The sequence below is a fragment of the uncultured Parabacteroides sp. genome (assembly GCF_902493135.1).
Lineage (GTDB): Bacteria > Bacteroidota > Bacteroidia > Bacteroidales > Tannerellaceae > Parabacteroides.
The window spans coordinates 55,284-71,240 of record NZ_CABUOD010000025.1 but is presented as its reverse complement, the minus strand read 5'-3'; the positions used below and the strand labels follow the sequence as shown (position 1 = coordinate 71,240).

The 15,957-nt window shown below is 44.4% G+C and carries 16 protein-coding genes and 2 tRNA genes; 8 read left to right on the top strand and 10 right to left on the bottom strand.

The genetic code is table 11. The features are described from left to right. Positions 1-5: 5 nt before the first annotated feature. Positions 6-80, bottom strand: a tRNA-Val gene (locus tag RDN79_RS12325). Positions 81-249: 169 nt separating this feature from the next. Here RDN79_RS12325 and purB point away from each other — a divergent pair. The 3 genes from purB (at position 250) to asnS (ending at position 4,634) form a co-directional block, all read left to right on the top strand. After that, positions 250-1,593: an adenylosuccinate lyase gene (gene purB / locus RDN79_RS12320; RefSeq protein WP_298549678.1), complete on the top strand. Its 1,344-nt coding sequence runs from the start codon at positions 250-252 to the stop codon at positions 1,591-1,593. Between the two features lie 61 nt (positions 1,594-1,654). Then, positions 1,655-3,160, top strand: a complete 1,506-nt coding sequence (locus RDN79_RS12315; RefSeq protein WP_298549676.1) for a pseudouridine synthase — start codon at positions 1,655-1,657, stop codon at positions 3,158-3,160. A gap of 67 nt (positions 3,161-3,227) precedes the next feature. Then, on the top strand, positions 3,228-4,634 hold the full coding sequence (gene asnS, locus RDN79_RS12310; RefSeq protein WP_298549674.1) for an asparagine--tRNA ligase: 1,407 nt from the start codon (positions 3,228-3,230) through the stop codon (positions 4,632-4,634). Between the two features lie 65 nt (positions 4,635-4,699). Here asnS and RDN79_RS12305 read toward each other — a convergent pair whose 3' ends face one another. Beyond that, positions 4,700-5,173 carry an Lrp/AsnC family transcriptional regulator gene (locus tag RDN79_RS12305; RefSeq protein WP_008152579.1) on the bottom strand — a complete coding sequence of 158 codons (474 nt, stop codon included), beginning with the start codon at positions 5,171-5,173 and terminating at the stop codon, positions 4,700-4,702. Positions 5,174-5,322: 149 nt separating this feature from the next. Here RDN79_RS12305 and RDN79_RS12300 point away from each other — a divergent pair, with 149 nt between their 5' ends. After that, positions 5,323-5,877 (top strand): GNAT family N-acetyltransferase, encoded by a 555-nt coding sequence (locus RDN79_RS12300; protein WP_298549670.1) that lies wholly within the window; start codon positions 5,323-5,325, stop codon positions 5,875-5,877. Positions 5,878-5,948: 71 nt separating this feature from the next. Here RDN79_RS12300 and RDN79_RS12295 read toward each other — a convergent pair whose 3' ends face one another. From RDN79_RS12295 to RDN79_RS12260, 8 genes are all read right to left on the bottom strand, one after another. Further along, entirely contained in the window at positions 5,949-6,416 is a 468-nt protein-coding gene (locus RDN79_RS12295; protein WP_298549668.1) for a biopolymer transporter ExbD, read from the bottom strand. Then, entirely contained in the window at positions 6,416-7,003 is a 588-nt protein-coding gene (locus RDN79_RS12290; RefSeq protein WP_298549666.1) for a biopolymer transporter ExbD, read from the bottom strand. The genes RDN79_RS12295 and RDN79_RS12290 overlap by 1 nt, the downstream gene beginning before the upstream one ends. 33 nt (positions 7,004-7,036) lie before the next feature. Next, the gene (locus RDN79_RS12285) at positions 7,037-7,510 is read right to left on the bottom strand and encodes a hypothetical protein (RefSeq protein WP_298549664.1); all 474 of its coding nucleotides are present in this window, start codon (positions 7,508-7,510) and stop codon (positions 7,037-7,039) included. A gap of 9 nt (positions 7,511-7,519) precedes the next feature. Continuing rightward, positions 7,520-8,257 carry a MotA/TolQ/ExbB proton channel family protein gene (locus tag RDN79_RS12280; RefSeq protein ID WP_298549663.1) on the bottom strand — a complete coding sequence of 246 codons (738 nt, stop codon included), beginning with the start codon at positions 8,255-8,257 and terminating at the stop codon, positions 7,520-7,522. An 82-nt stretch (positions 8,258-8,339) separates the two neighbouring features. Next, a tRNA-Ser gene (locus tag RDN79_RS12275) sits at positions 8,340-8,427 on the bottom strand. Positions 8,428-8,571: 144 nt separating this feature from the next. After that, positions 8,572-9,360 (bottom strand): TatD family hydrolase, encoded by a 789-nt coding sequence (locus RDN79_RS12270; RefSeq protein ID WP_298549662.1) that lies wholly within the window; start codon positions 9,358-9,360, stop codon positions 8,572-8,574. 1 nt (position 9,361) lies between these two features. Further along, positions 9,362-10,336 carry a polyprenyl synthetase family protein gene (locus RDN79_RS12265; protein ID WP_298549661.1) on the bottom strand — a complete coding sequence of 325 codons (975 nt, stop codon included), beginning with the start codon at positions 10,334-10,336 and terminating at the stop codon, positions 9,362-9,364. A 64-nt stretch (positions 10,337-10,400) separates the two neighbouring features. Beyond that, positions 10,401-11,090, bottom strand: a complete 690-nt coding sequence (locus RDN79_RS12260; RefSeq protein ID WP_298549660.1) for an energy transducer TonB — start codon at positions 11,088-11,090, stop codon at positions 10,401-10,403. 222 nt (positions 11,091-11,312) lie between these two features. Here RDN79_RS12260 and porQ point away from each other — a divergent pair, with 222 nt between their 5' ends. The 4 genes from porQ (at position 11,313) to pfkA (ending at position 15,912) form a co-directional block, all read left to right on the top strand. Beyond that, the gene (porQ, locus tag RDN79_RS12255) at positions 11,313-12,305 is read left to right on the top strand and encodes a type IX secretion system protein PorQ (RefSeq protein WP_298549658.1); all 993 of its coding nucleotides are present in this window, start codon (positions 11,313-11,315) and stop codon (positions 12,303-12,305) included. Positions 12,306-13,267: 962 nt separating this feature from the next. Then, the gene (gene cmk / locus RDN79_RS12250; protein WP_298549657.1) at positions 13,268-13,966 is read left to right on the top strand and encodes a (d)CMP kinase; all 699 of its coding nucleotides are present in this window, start codon (positions 13,268-13,270) and stop codon (positions 13,964-13,966) included. Next, positions 13,963-14,835: a 4-hydroxy-3-methylbut-2-enyl diphosphate reductase gene (locus RDN79_RS12245; RefSeq protein ID WP_298549656.1), complete on the top strand. Its 873-nt coding sequence runs from the start codon at positions 13,963-13,965 to the stop codon at positions 14,833-14,835. Before cmk ends, RDN79_RS12245 begins: the two co-directional genes overlap by 4 nt. A 96-nt stretch (positions 14,836-14,931) precedes the next feature. Then, positions 14,932-15,912 carry a 6-phosphofructokinase gene (pfkA, locus tag RDN79_RS12240; protein WP_298549655.1) on the top strand — a complete coding sequence of 327 codons (981 nt, stop codon included), beginning with the start codon at positions 14,932-14,934 and terminating at the stop codon, positions 15,910-15,912. The last annotated feature ends 45 nt before the right edge of the window (positions 15,913-15,957 follow it).

Here is a 15,957-nt window from a genome sequence, read left to right as displayed (position 1 = left end):
AAAGGTGGGCGTTGACGGATTCGAACCGCCGACCCTCTGCTTGTAAGGCAGATGCTCTGAACCAGCTGAGCTAAACGCCCTTTCATTTATTCATTAAGTTTGATACGCTCTATCTCTCTAAAGCGCTGCAAAGATACGGCTTTTTTTATTACCTCCAAATATTTTTGAGAAAAAGTATAAAAAAACTTCATCTCTGCCTATATGTATTAAGATTTATAGTAACTTTGCAACTCCATATTAATAATGTATATGATATTTTCGACACTGACAGCAATTTCGCCTGTAGACGGGCGATACAGAAATAAAGCCGAGAACTTGGCGGCTTACTTTTCAGAGTATGCGCTCATTAAATACAGAGTGCAGGTTGAGATCGAGTATTTTATTACTCTGTCTGAATTCTTACCGCAGCTACGTGCGTTGGCGACTGTGGAGAATAAAGAGGCTTTGCGGAAAATTTACCGTGAATTTTCGGTTGAAGACGCTACCCGTATTAAAGAGATCGAGAGTGTGACGAATCATGATGTAAAGGCTGTTGAATATTTTATAAAAGAAAAATTCGATTTGTTATCTTTACAGGAATACAAGGAATTTATCCATTTCGGATTGACTTCTCAGGATATTAACAATACATCTGTTCCATTGTCTATTAAGGAAGCTTTGAATGAAGTGTATTTCCCTGGTTTGCAGGAAGTGATCGACATGTTGAAAAAGTATGCCGAAGACTGGGCGGATATCCCCATGTTAGCCAAAACACATGGACAGCCGGCTTCTCCTACCCGTTTGGGAAAAGAAGTGATGGTATTTGTTTATCGTTTGGAGCAACAGGTGAAATTGTTGAAAGCGACTCCTGTTTCCGCCAAGTTTGGTGGAGCAACCGGTAATTTCAACGCGCACCATGTGGCTTATCCTGATTATGACTGGAAAGTTTTTGGAAACAAGTTTGTGAATGAAGTGTTGGGACTGAGCCGTGAGGAATGGACGACACAGATTTCCAACTATGATAACATGGCCGCTATTTTTGACGGAATGAAACGTATCGATACGATCCTGATCGATTTGTGCCGTGATTTCTGGCAATATGTTTCCATGGAGTATTTCAAACAGAAGATCAAAGCCGGCGAGGTCGGTTCGTCTGCCATGCCGCACAAGGTGAATCCGATCGACTTCGAAAATGCGGAAGGTAATCTGGGTATGGCAAATGCTATCCTGACACACTTGGCTGGCAAGTTGCCGATTTCACGTTTGCAGCGTGACTTAACAGACTCTACTGTCCTTCGTAATGTCGGTGTACCGATGGCTCATATCGAAATCGCATTCAAAAGTTTAACAAAAGGACTGGGTAAGTTGTTATTAAACGAAAAAGCATTGTACCGGGATTTGGATAACTGCTGGGCTGTAGTGGCCGAAGGAATTCAGACTGTTCTTCGACGTGAAGGATATCCGAAACCTTATGAAGCATTGAAAGCCTTGACCCGTACGAATGAAGGCATTACAGCCGATTCGATCAGTCATTTTATTGATACGTTGCAGGTTAGTGATGCTGTTAAAGCTGAATTAAAGGCGATAACGCCGCATAATTATACAGGTATTTAGTGAGAAACAATGGGTAGCCGTGAGGTTACCAAGTAGTTAATTATCATTTAATTTACATCAAATGAGCACAGAAGAAAGAGATGAATCTCAACCGCGTCCAAGAAAGGTGATACCAAGTATCAGACGGGAAAACACAGACCAGGATTCTGAAAGAAGACCTTACAATCAAGGTTATAACAGACCTGAAGGAAACAACTATGAACGGAGACCATATAACCGTCCTAACCGGGATGACCGCGGAGGTTATAATTCTTATGGGGACAACCGCTCTTCTTATGGAGACAGACCGAGTCGCCCGCGTACGTATGATAACCGTGATGGCGGTTATAATAAACCGTATAACCGCGATAATGGTGGAAACCGTAGCTATGGTAACTCTAATCGTGAAGGCGGCTATAACAGCAGACCCTCTTATGGCAACAATCGTTCTTATGGCAACAATGATCGTTCTTCCTACGGCAGCAGCGATCGTCCTTCTTACGGCAATGACCGTTCTTATGGGAACGATCGTCCTTACAATCGTCCGTCTCGCCCGAACTATGAAGACAGAGGAAAGGCTTATTCTGCCACTCCGTCCGGTGATGGTGCTTTGGGTGATGGTGTAAAGAAAAGAAGACCGCGTGTAGGTGACACCCGTGTAAGTTCGCCGTACGACAACCGCGATAATCGTGGTGGCAGACCTTCATACGGCAATAACAACAACCGTTATGGAAACAGTGGCGGTGGACGTGGCGGCTACAATAACAACAGACGTCCGAACAATAATCGCCGTCCCGGTGATTACAATCCGAATGCCAAGTATAACTTCCAGAAGCAGTTGAAGTATAAGGAAGTGTTGGCCGATCCGAACGAACCGATCCGTTTGAATAAGTTCTTGTCCAATGCAGGTGTTTGTTCGCGTCGCGAGGCTGATGAATTTATCCAGGCCGGTGTTGTACAGGTAAATGATCAGGTGGTAACAGAATTGGGAACGAAGATTACCCGTCAGGACAAGGTGTTGTTTAAAGACCAGCCGGTTCAGATCGAAAGTAAAGTGTATATCGTTTTGAATAAGCCGAAGAACTGTGTGACAACATCCGATGATCCTCAAGAACGTCTGACCGTTATGGATCTGGTAAAGAACGCTTGCCAGGAGCGTATTTATCCGGTGGGTCGTCTGGACCGTAACACGACAGGTGTACTGCTGCTGACTAACGATGGTGATCTGGCTTCCAAGCTGACGCATCCTTCTTTCAAGAAGAAGAAGATCTACCATGTATGGTTGGATAAGAACGTATCTATTGAAGATATGGAAAAGATCGCCAACGGATTGGAGCTTGAAGACGGAGAAATCCATGCTGATGCTATCAGTTATGCAAGCGAGGATGACAAGAGCCAGGTCGGTATCGAAATTCACTCAGGACGTAACCGTATCGTCCGTCGTATTTTCGAATCACTGGGCTATCACGTGGTTAAACTGGATCGTGTATATTTTGCCGGTCTTACAAAAAAGAACCTGGGACGTGGAAAGTGGCGTTATCTGAACGAACGTGAAGTGAACGCGCTCCGCATGGGTGCTTTTGAATAATATAGAGTTTAGCCGGTTGGAAAAGCCGGCTAACTTGTTTTGATTACTTAAGAATAAAAATATAAACATGGAAGCAATTAAAAGAACAAAGATTGTAGACGTACTGAAAAGCGATGCTTTCGGCACGACCGTTAACGTAAAAGGGTGGGTGCGTACCCGCCGTGGTAGTAAACAGGTTAGTTTCATAGCCCTCAATGACGGTTCTACAATAAATAATGTTCAGATCGTTGTAGACGTGGATAAGCTGGGCGAAGAATTTCTGAAGCCGATAACAACAGGTGCGAGCATCAGTGTAAACGGTACGTTGGTGCAGTCGCAGGGGAAAGGCCAGAATGTGGAGATCCAGGCTACTGAAATAGAAATTTACGGTTCTGCCGATCCGAATACTTATCCTTTGCAGAAGAAAGGCCATTCGATGGAGTTCCTGCGTGAGATCGCTCATCTCCGTCCACGTACGAATACATTCGGTGCAGTGTTCCGCATTCGTCATAACATGGCTTATGCCATTCATAAATTTTTCCATGACAGAGGGTTCTTCTATTTCCATACACCGCTGATCACTGCTTCCGACTGTGAAGGTGCAGGCCAGATGTTCCAAGTGACGACCATGAACCTGTACGATCTGAAGAAGGATGAAAACGGATCGATCATTTATGATAACGATTTCTTCGGCAAACAAGCGAGCTTGACTGTTTCCGGACAGTTGGAAGGTGAATTGGCCGCTACAGCTTTGGGACAGATTTATACATTCGGTCCGACTTTCCGTGCAGAAAACTCCAATACGCCGCGCCACTTGGCCGAGTTTTGGATGATTGAACCGGAAGTGGCTTTTAACGATATCTTGGACAATATGCAGTTGGCAGAAGAGTTCATCAAGTATTGCGTACAATGGGCTTTGGACAACTGTATGGACGATATCAAATTCTTGAATGATATGTTCGATAAAGGTTTGATCGAACGTCTGCAGGGAGTGCTGAAAGACGATTTTGTCCGTTTGCCTTATACGGAAGGAATCAAGATTCTGGAAGAGGCCGTTGCCAAAGGTCATACGTTTGAGTTCCCGGTATATTGGGGTGTCGACCTGGCTTCAGAGCATGAACGTTTCCTGGTTGAGGACCATTTCAAACGTCCGGTAATCCTGACTGACTATCCGAAAGAGATCAAAGCTTTCTATATGAAGCAGAATGAGGATGGCAAGACGGTTCGTGCGATGGATGTATTGTTCCCGAAAATCGGTGAGATTATTGGTGGTTCCGAACGTGAAGCCGACTATGACAAACTGCTGAACCGCATCAATGAAATGGGGATTCCGATGAAGGATATGTGGTGGTATCTGGATACTCGCCGCTTCGGTACAGTTCCTCATTCCGGTTTTGGCTTGGGATTCGAACGTTTGCTGTTGTTTGTGACAGGTATGACAAACATTCGCGACGTGATTCCTTTCCCGCGTACACCGAAGAATGCAGATTTCTAATTTCATGAAATTGAAAAATAAAAAACTCCGCATAGAACATCAGAGGACTATGCGGAGTTTTTTATTTAATCTTCATCTTCCAAGTCGATTGGGATTTGCCGTTTGAACGCTTCTTTGAAAGAGATCAGCGATTCGGTTCGGGCAAGGCCTAACGGTTGAAGTTTATTATGGATAATGCTTAACAAATGCTGATTATTTTTCGCATATATCTTTATGAATAAGTCATATTGTCCTGTCGTGTAATGACATTCAACCACTTCCGGGATTTCCTTCAGAGCTTCCGTAACCGATGGAAATTGTCCGGGAGATTTGAGGAACAAGCCCATGTATGCACAAGTTTCATAGCCTACTTTTGTATTGTCGACGATAAATTCGGATCCTTTGATTACGCCCAGGTTGGTGAGTTTTTGTATGCGCTGGTGTATTGCTGCACCCGATACATTACACTCCCGTGCAACTTCGAGGAAAGGCATACGGGCATTGCCTATGATTAGTTTTAATATCTTCTCGTCAAGTTCATCCAGTTGATGGTGTGCCATAATTTATGTATATTTGTATATCTATATAATCAGTTCTTATAATCTTAATACAAATATAAATAATCTCTAATGATTAATCTCTATTTTTTAGTGGAATATTTTAGTTTGTAAGTTCCTTTGGTAATAATAATCTTCAATTTTATAGTTTTATGAGTTTACAATCAGTAGTAGAATGTAGGTCTGTAAAAGATTTTTCAGATCCGGTATTAGATTTGATAGAGAAAACATATACGGAATCTTTTCCGGAAGTGGAACGTCGTGATTTTGCACTTGTCCGTCGTTTGATTCAGGATGAGCCGAGGTTTATTGTATATGCTTTGTCAAGAGGTGCTCAGTATGTCGGTTTCATTACCGGATGGCTTTTTGATGGTTATACTTATGCTGAACATTTTGCGATTGATCCGGCTGCCCGTAATGGTGGGATAGGCGCTGAGGCTATGAAGCAGTTTTTAGCTTTCTGTGGGACTCCGGTTGTTTTAGAAGTAGAAATGCCTGCTGATGAAATGAGTAAGCGAAGAATAGGTTTCTATGAGCGGCTGGGCTTTAAATTGGATGATCACGTCTATTGCCAGCCTCCTTACCGGAATGGTGGAGAGTGGTTGGAAATGCGACTTATGACATACGGTGATGTTGGTTTGGAACATTCCTTTGAGCAGGTGAAGAGTTGTCTGCACGAGAATGTATATGGGGTAAAGGGGCTTTAATTGGCAACTGGAATACAATAAAAAAGGGCGAAGTTTTCTAACCTCGCCCTTTTTTATTGTATATCCTGAGATCAGTCAGCTGCCTGACGGGCAGAATAACTAATCTTCAATGCGTATGCTTCACGAAGCGCCTGCTTGACATCTGTGATCAGTCCCATCTTGGTATCCTTGTCGGCCTTGATAGATACTGTCATAAACGGCTGGTCGTCTTCTTTCATACTGGATTTTTCCTGAGCAATGTAGTCCTGAATTTCCGATACTTCAGCGAACTTATCATTCAACTGCAAACGGGCTTCAGTACCCATCTTTCCTTGAAATTCCTGATTGGGCTTTCCAACATAGATGAATGTAACCAACGATTTTTTTTCCAGCTTCTGAAGTTCAGTAGCCTGTGGAGCGCGGAATTGCACCATCAATGTTACTTCACGCATGGATGTTACCATCATGATGAAGAACAAGAAAGCGAACACCAAGTCAGGTAATGATGACGTATTCAATTCGGGCATTTCACGTCCGCCCGCTTTACTAAACTTTCCCATTACTTCTTATCTCCATAATTTTTAGGTTCTGCCTCAGAAATCTTTTGCGGATAAATCTGCTGCACAGCCTTTTGTTGTTCTTCATCCAGATCTGCGAATGCTTTTCCGAATTTCTTTTTGGAAACATCATCACGCAGTTCATTATATGCTTTAGCCAATTCGTTCTGAACACTGATGTAAGCCTGATATTCAGTACCACGGTCATTCTGCAAAGAAATTACGTGTTTTTTGGCGGTCATTACTTTTCCGAAGAAAGGAACGTCCTCTTCTGTTTTTTCGGGCTTATTCGCATCATTGTACGGATTTTCAATGAACTCTTTAACCTTGTCTTTCAATTGCTTGATGTCGACGAACTGGTCGCCGCAGAGAATCTGGTTGTTGCTGTTGATCAATACAACCAGCAAGTTTCTCTTGTTAACTTCAACATCATCCTTCTTTTGATCTTTGGGTATAGGAGGCGGCAAACGTCTTGCCAAACCTTTATCTGTATCCATGGATGTAGTAATAAGGAAGAAGATAAGCAACATGAAAGCAATATCGGCTGAAGAAGATCCATTGATACCCGGTGTCTTTCTTTTCTTACCCATTTCTTTCTTGTTTTATCAAATTCGTTATTACTATTATTTACTGATCATTCTTTTTACAGAACCCCAAACAACACAAGCAACGATTAACACTAACAGGATTGTTGTAGACCAAATCCACATATCTGTAATTTTCAGCCAACCAGCTGTGTTATATTTTTGAGAATCGGCATTCATTCCTCCTAACGGAGTTGCATCTCCGATAGAATAAGTTATGAACAGCATTGCAATGAAAGCTACTGCGACAATCAATGAAGTAACAGCAGCTTTAGGATTTGATGTCAATAAAGTGACAAACTGCCAAATTGCAAACAATACCATGCAAGCAATCGTGATAAAGAATAATCCTGTTGTCCAATTGATCAACAAGCCGGTATTTACATATTCTTTCATTTCTTCGCCTGGATTCGATACGCCTCCGCCGAAGAACAGACCCAGTACGACAAGGCTGATAAGTGAAACTATCAGCAGTGTCCAACTGGACATTTTTCTAATTTTAGTAACTGCCATAGTTGTTTATTATTTTCTGAATTTAAGGTTGTATTTGATAACTAAGTCCAGCAATGTGATAGAAGCATCTTCCATCTGGTTCAGGATTGCTTCCAGTTTGCTCAGCAAATAGTTATAGAATACCTGAAGGATCAGTGCAACGATCAAACCACCTACAGTTGTGATCAAGGCCACTTTCATACCACCTGCTACAACCATCGGGCTGATATCACCAACCTGTTCGATTTTGTCGAACGCCATGATCATACCTACTACAGTTCCCAAGAATCCTAATGACGGAGCCATTGCGATAAACAATGTGATCCAAGACATGTTCTTTTCCAAAAGACCACCCTGAACACCACCATAAGAAACGATAGATTTTTCAACAACGTCAATACCCTGATCGATTCTCATCAAACCCTGATAAGCGATAGATGCGATAGGACCTCTTGTATCACGAGCGATAGCTTTTGCGCCTTCTACATCACCTTTATCCAAAGCTTCTTCAATACCTTTCAGCAATTTGCTGGAGTTAGTTTCAGCCAAGTTCAGATAGATAATTCTTTCCAAGCAGAAAGCCAAACCGAAAATCAATGCGATAGCAACCAAACTCATGAAGTCGGCACCACCTTCGATAAACTTAGTCTTCAAAGCCTGGTACATGCCACCTTCAACAGCGGTTTCGGTAGCTTCTTGCGCGAATGCTACAGAAGAGATTCCAAGAGCACATAAACTCATGAACGTTTTTGCGAAATACTTTTTCATTGTGTGTTTAATTTTTAAGATTAATAATTCTCTTATTTGTTTTTATTTTTTTGTTATTAATAATCGTCATGGTATCTTAAAGCGGAGAGAGCGGGATTCGAACCCGCGAAACCCTTTAGGGGTTTACACGCTTTCCAGGCGTGCCTCTTCAACCACTCGAGCATCTCTCCAAAAACAAGCCACCGCTTTTCTAAAACGGGTGCAAAATACGAAAAAAATCGCATATCCAAACGTTTCAGTGCACAAATCTATAGTTTTTGCTTGATATATGCACAATATCTGGCGGATAAATTTTGAATACGCGCGAAAATATCTCATGATATTGGTTTATTCTCGATTTTAAATAGTTTTAGAGCATTTATCCGTGTTGTTTCAACGGTCTTTTCGAGCGTCAGTCCATAGGTCTGGGCTACTTTTTCAGCCGTTTTCCAGATATAGGCCGGCTCATTCCTTTTTCCCCGATAGGGGACGGGAGCGAGGTAAGGCGCGTCTGTTTCCAATACTATTTTATCGATGTCTGTCTGACGGATTATTTCCGATAGGCGGGAGTTCTTAAATGTAATCACTCCATTTATTCCGATTTTGAAATTTTTTAGTTTATTTATTTCAGCCAATTCTGCTTCATTACCGGTAAAACTGTGGAAGACTCCGGTGAGCATGTCGGCTCCTACCTTATATAAAGAGTCGAAAACTTCCGGGTATGCCTCGCGGGTATGGATGGCAACCGGCAGATTGAGATCGATGCTCCATCTGAGTTGTTCCTCGAATACTTCTTTTTGTTCCTTCAGGAATGTTTTGTCCCAATACAAGTCTATGCCAATTTCCCCGATTCCGCAATAGGCGCGTTTTCCGAGCCATGCCTCTGTCGCCTTCAAGTTATTGGCATAGTTTTCGTCCACGCTGGTCGGGTGCAATCCCATCATCGGGTAGGCGAAATCCGGATAGCGGTCGCATAAATCATGCATCCTCCCGATGGTGGCCGTGTCGACATTCGGAAGGAGCAGGGCGTCTATGCCCGACTCTTTTGCCGCGCTGACCAATTGTTCCTGCTCCGGATCAAAGTCCTCCAAATACAGGTGGTTGTGTGTGTCGATCAGTTTCATTTCAAGATTGGCGATTCATTAAACGGGCGCTGACTCCTTTCAGTATGTTTAGCTTTTCGGGAGCTACGCTTAACGAGTCAAGGCAGTTCATGGCCAGGTCATAATACGTGTGTATTTTTTCTTCGGACAACTCTTTTAACCGCAGGCGGTCATAGATAGCTGTTACGGCGGCTATTTTCTCTGCCGGATCGAATGTCTTTTTGCCGATCCAGCTGTCCAGTTCCGCTTTTTGGGCGTCCGAAGCAAGTCGGAATGCATTGATCAGCATGAATGTCTTTTTGTTGCAGAGTATGTCCCCTCCGATATTTTTGCCGAAAGTGGCGGTGTCACCGTAAACATCCAACAGGTCATCCTGCAATTGGAAAGCCAGGCCGATATTGATACCGAACTGATACAGCGCTTCGGCATCGGCTTCCGGCGCATTTCCCATAATGGCTCCCATCTTCAAGGCGCAGGCAAGCAGTACGGCTGTTTTCAACCGGATCATTTCGATATATTCCGCTTCCGTTACGTCCGTTCTCGATTCGAACTCCATGTCGTACTGCTGTCCGCCGCATATCTCAAGTGCCGTGCGGGTGAACAGGTCCAATATCTCTTTTAATGCCTCGGACTTGGTTTCGCCGATCAGTTGATAGGCCGCGATCAGCATGGCATCGCCTGAGAGGATGGCCGTGTTGGCGTTCCATACCTTATGGACCGTCGGTTTGTTTCTTCTTTTATCGGCTTCGTCCATCAGGTCGTCGTGCAGAAGGGTGAAGTTGTGGAATACTTCAAGTCCTAAGGCCGGCTTGATTGCTGCATCTATATTTTCCTGATATAGATTACATGCCATTAATACGAGTGCCGGACGGATTCTTTTTCCACCGAGTGAAAGTATGTATTCGATCGGGTCGTATAGACTTTTGGGAGGACAGGTGAATTGAAGTTGAGCAATTTCCTGCTCTATCTTCTGTAGGATATCATTAAATGCGAACATAGAATCTTTGTTTAAATAAAAAAGGCTGCGATGGAAGCAGCCTTTTCGTACTATTTACATGTTATTATTGCAGTCTGAATGTAACAGGCACTGTGTATTTAACACGTACGGGTTTACCTCTCTGTTTACCCGGTGACCATTTCGGCATGGCGTTGATCACACGGAGGGCTTCTTTATCCAGTGACGGGTCAACACCACGGATAACTTCTGCGTCTACGATGGAACCGTCTTTGTTAACCACAAACGAGCAGGATACACGACCCTGAATACCGTTTTCCTGGGCAATAACCGGATATTTGATTGATTTCGACAGGTATTGCAACAAAGCGCCTTGTCCGCCGGGGAATTCAGGCATTGTTTCTACAACAGTAAAAATCTGCTGTGAGGATTCCTCTTCTTCTTCAACTACTGCGGGAGGAGTATAAGCTTCAACCTGTGCCGAAGAGGCATCGTCTTCCGAAGAAACGATGTCGACATCATCCAACTTGACGTCATCTTCTACAACGGTTAATACTTCTGCCACAGCAGGTGCTGGGGGTGGAGGAGGTGGGGGAGGCGTGTCCTCCGGTCTCGTGATTTCAACTTCTTCTTCCGCGATGATATCAGCAACGCCCTCATTCTGGACGATTGTGATTTCACGGTCGCTCCATTCGAAGCCAACGAACAGTACTGCAAGTCCGACGATCATACCCATCAGGATACCCATCGTCTTACCTTTTTCCAGGTCCGCTTTCGGTGATTTCTTAACTTCCATATCTCTTAGTGTTTAAAGATGTGTTTTTCTTCTGCGACAAATATACGGAGTTATTTTTTAAATCCGAACAATTCGTATTAAATATACGCTATTTTTACTTTTTTTTTGACTGGGAATAAAAATAATAGCTCCCATATACCTTTTTGGGCTTTTTCCCGTTTCTGTAATTGGGATGTATATCTCTGCATTTATTTATCTTTGTAGGCATTTTACCTGAGAAATATGAGAAATATTCTATTTATACTCTTCTTTTCCTTCCTGTTACAGGCTGTTGCCGGGCAAACCGGCGATACCGGATATACTTTTCTCCGCTATCCGTCTTCGGCAAGAGCCAATGCGATGGGAGGCAATACGATGTCATTGATCGAACGGGATCCTTCCCTGATTTTCCACAACCCCGCTTTGCTGGGAGCCGAGATGGATAAGATGGTCAATCTGAATTACCTGAATTACATATCGGATATCAATGTCGGCAGTGCCCTCTTTACCAAGGCATACAAAGAAAAAGGCGCCTGGGGTGTGGGAGCTTCGTTTTTCAGCCAGGGAAAGATACGGGGAATGTCGGAGGAAGGCCTTCCGACGGGAGATTTTACGGCAAAGGACATCAGTGTGAACGGTTTCTTCTCGTATGACCTTTCCGAGCGATGGCGGGGCGGGGCTTCGTTGAAGTTTCTGTATTCGGGTATCGGCGATTATACCTCGATCGGCCTGGCTGTCGATGCCGGCTTGAGCTATTATGATTCTGAGAAAGGATTTTCTTTCGGCTTTGCTTTCAAGAATATCGGGGCGCAATTGAAGGCCTACGAGGACGAACGCCAGAAAATGCCCTGGGATATCCAGATGGGGATCACCAAACAGATGGCGCATGCGCCGATCCGCTTGTCGCTTACTGCGCAGTACCTGACGAAGTGGAAGGTCGACTATGTGGACGATTACGACAAGGAATATACGGGGGATAATTTTTTCAAATCCTTTGTAAAGCATCTGGTGATCGGTGTCGATTATGTTCCTTCCGACAACTTTTGGTTGGGCATAGGATATAATCCTAAAACGGCATTGGACATGAAATTGCAGGGTGGGAACGCCCTTGCCGGTTTCTCGGGTGGAGCCGGTGTGCGGATCAAGATGTTCGATGTAGGCGTTTCCGTAGCCAAATATCATCCATCGGCTCTTTCCATGATGCTGAGCATTTCCACTACGATCAGCGATTTCTGAATAAATCCGGCTTTTTGACCTTACGTTTTTCCCATTCCATCTGTCACTGTGTCACTTATTCCTCTTTACCTATTGATATTCAGCTTGTTCTGTTAGTGATACATGCCTGTTTTCTCTATCACTACAGTGTCACTGCCCTATCACAGGTAATTTGGTGGGGAAACATATATTCTGTTTGTAAATACTTGTATATGAGTGTATTGTAAATAACACAAACAACAAGCGCCCTATTCTCACTCCTGCAAATCATTCGATTATTATATGTAAAAACGACTATAAAATATGTAAAACCAAGTAGTTCTCATGGCCCGGAAAGGTGCTTTAGTTGCCGGACATCCCCCTGTTGCCCCTTTTTACACCCGGGTGTAGAGAGCCGGCACACCCGGGTGTAAAGGGTGGCGACATGGGGGTGTTTACGGGATTATGTGCTTGTCCTTTGCTAAAAAAGAGATGGCTTTTGTGGAATGAAGAACCGTATTCAGCCAATTTAACACCTATTATATTCGTTTTTACATTTGTTTATTTGATTGTTTGATATGCTTTTTCAAAAGCGAAAGAAGACAATGTACTGTTTCTCAATTATATGATAGAAATACCATGTTTTAGGAGTGATAGATGAGTGATAGATGAAAACGTCATGTATCATTGCTACTAACGTTTGAATATCAACGGATACAATCTTCATAGTGATAGAGTGACAGATGATTTGCAGAAAACTTCGTATGAAGATCACAGCCTTGGAAAATTTTGATGCGGTTACTCTTGTTATAATTTATTGGATTATATCGAACTCACCTTACATTAGCATCTTTGCCATAACTTATAGATCGTTCGCCGGCAAGCGGACGGTTAATGAATTATGTGGAAAACAATAAAATATAAGGATGAATAGGATAATTTATAAAGGGAAGGAAAATAATCTGTTGTATATTTGCAACTCCTTTACATTAATATATATGGCAATGAAAAAGATTATTATAGCGATAGACGGTGTCTCTTCTACCGGGAAGAGCACGATGGCAAAAGATTTGGCAAAGGAGTTGGGATATACTTATATTGATACGGGAGCGATGTATCGGGCGGTTACGTTGTACAGCCTGCAACATGGATTCTTTGCGGACGGGGGAATCGATGAAAAGAAGTTGCAGGATTCGATGGGCGACATCGATATCTCTTTTCGTTTTAACCCGGAAACCGGACGCCCCGATACCTATCTGAACGGGGTGAAAGTGGAAAAAGAGATCCGGGGAATGGAAGTCGCCAACCGGGTAAGCCCGATTGCCGCTTTAGGTTTTGTGCGCCGTGCGATGGTTGCCAAGCAGCAGGAGATGGGAAAAGCGAAAGGGATCGTGATGGATGGCCGGGATATCGGTACGGTTGTATTCCCGGATGCCGAATTGAAGATTTATGTGACTGCCAGCCCGGAAGTGCGTGCCCAACGGCGTCTGGACGAACTGAAAGCCAAAGGGGAGGCGGCTTCTTTTGAAGAAGTCCTCGAAAATGTCAAGACGCGTGACCATATCGATATGACGCGTGCCGAAAGCCCGCTCCGTAAGGCGGACGATGCGCTGGAGCTGGATAACTCGCATCTGACGATTGCCGAACAGAAGGCCTGGCTGTTGGAACAGTATGAAAAAGTAGTGGAGACGGATTCATTATGATAGAAGTCGAGATAGATAAAGGTTCCGGCTTTTGTTTCGGGGTGGTGACAGCTATCGAAAGTGCCGAACGTGAATTGAAAAATACGGACAGGCTGTATTGTCTTGGAGATATCGTGCACAACAGTCTGGAAGTGGAACGGTTGGAAACGTCGGGCCTGAGGACGATCGAGCACGACGAGTTTACCCGCCTGAAAGGCGAAAAGGTCTTGCTTCGGGCGCATGGCGAGCCGCCGTCGACTTACGAGATCGCCCGGCGGAACAACATCACGATCGTGGATGCGACCTGTCCGGTGGTGCTCCAATTGCAGCGTAAGATACATAAATGCTATGTGGATACGCGCGACAGCCATACGCAGGTCGTGATCTATGGAAAGAAAGGGCATGCCGAGGTAAACGGCCTGGTCGGACAGACGGAAGGTACTGCTGTCGTTATCGAGAAGGTGGAGGATCTCGACCGGCTGGATTTTAACCGGAATATCTGCCTCTTCTCACAGACGACCAAGTCGCTGGACGGCTTCCGTGAAGTGGTGGCTGAAATCCGGCGGCGTATTGCGAACGGAGTTCAGTTCGAGTATTTCGATACGATCTGCCGCCAGGTGGCGAACCGGTTGCCGAACATCAAGACGTTTGCCTCCAAGCATGATTGGGTGTATTTTGTTGCCGGAAAGAAAAGTTCCAATGGCAAGATGCTGTTGGAAGAATGCAGGAAGGCAAATCCGAATACGGTCTTTATCTCGGAAGCGAAGGAAATTACCGAGCCGTTGCCGGAAGGGGTGAGCAGTGTCGGGGTGTGTGGGGCCACATCTACCCCGAAGTGGTTGATGGAGGAAGTGGCTGTGCGTATCCGTGGGTTGAATGCCAACCGCTGACCTTTCGGGTTAAGATTTGATGAAGTTTTGGAAAATAGACAGCTTTTTGGCAAATAATTATTACTTTTGCCGCGAACATATAAAATATAAGACGCTATGTCTGCAGTTAAGTGTATTGGCATTTTAACGTCCGGAGGTGATGCTCCCGGAATGAACGCTGCTATTCGTGCAGTGACACGTTCCGCTATTTACAACGGAATGTCCGTTAAAGGTATCTATCGTGGATACAAGGGCTTGATAACCGACGAAATTGAAAATTTCAAGACTCAGAATGTAAGTAATATTATTCAGCGCGGCGGTACTATCCTGAAGACGGCCCGTTGTGCAGAGTTCAAGACACCGGAAGGCCGTAAGCAGGCTTACGACAAACTGATGGAGCACGGCATCGATGCTTTGGTTGCCATCGGGGGGGATGGGACGTTGACCGGCGCCCGCATCTTTGCACAGGAATTTAATTATCCGATTGTCGGCCTGCCCGGTACGATCGATAATGACCTGTATGGTACGGATATCACGATCGGCTATGATACGGCTTTGAATACAATCATGGAATGTGTCGATAAAATCCGTGACACGGCAACTTCCCATGACCGTCTGTTCTTTATCGAAGTGATGGGGCGTGATGCCGGATTCCTGGCTTTGAACGGTGCGATTGCGTCGGGTGCGGAAGCGGCTATCATTCCGGAGATATCGGTGGAGAAAGACCAGTTGGCCGAGATGATCGAAACCGGTTTCCGTAAGTCGAAGAACAGCAGTATCGTTCTTGTTGCGGAAAGTGAAGTGACCGGTGGCGCTATGGGCGTTGCCGAACGTGTGAAGAAGGAATATCCGCAGTTCGACGTGCGTGTTTCGATTTTGGGACATTTGCAGCGTGGTGGTTCGCCGACAGCGCAGGATCGTATTTTGGCTACCCGCATGGGAGTTGCCGCAGTCGATGCATTGCTGGACGACCAGCGTAATGTGATGATGGGAATTCAAAATGATGAAATCGTGTATGTTCCTTTCTCGAAAGCAATCAAGAATGACAAACCGATCAATCGTGATCTGTTGAATACGTTGCGTATTTCTTCCATTTGATTTGTTCTTGACAAGGATATAAAAAGCCCTGCGGAAGAGTTTCGC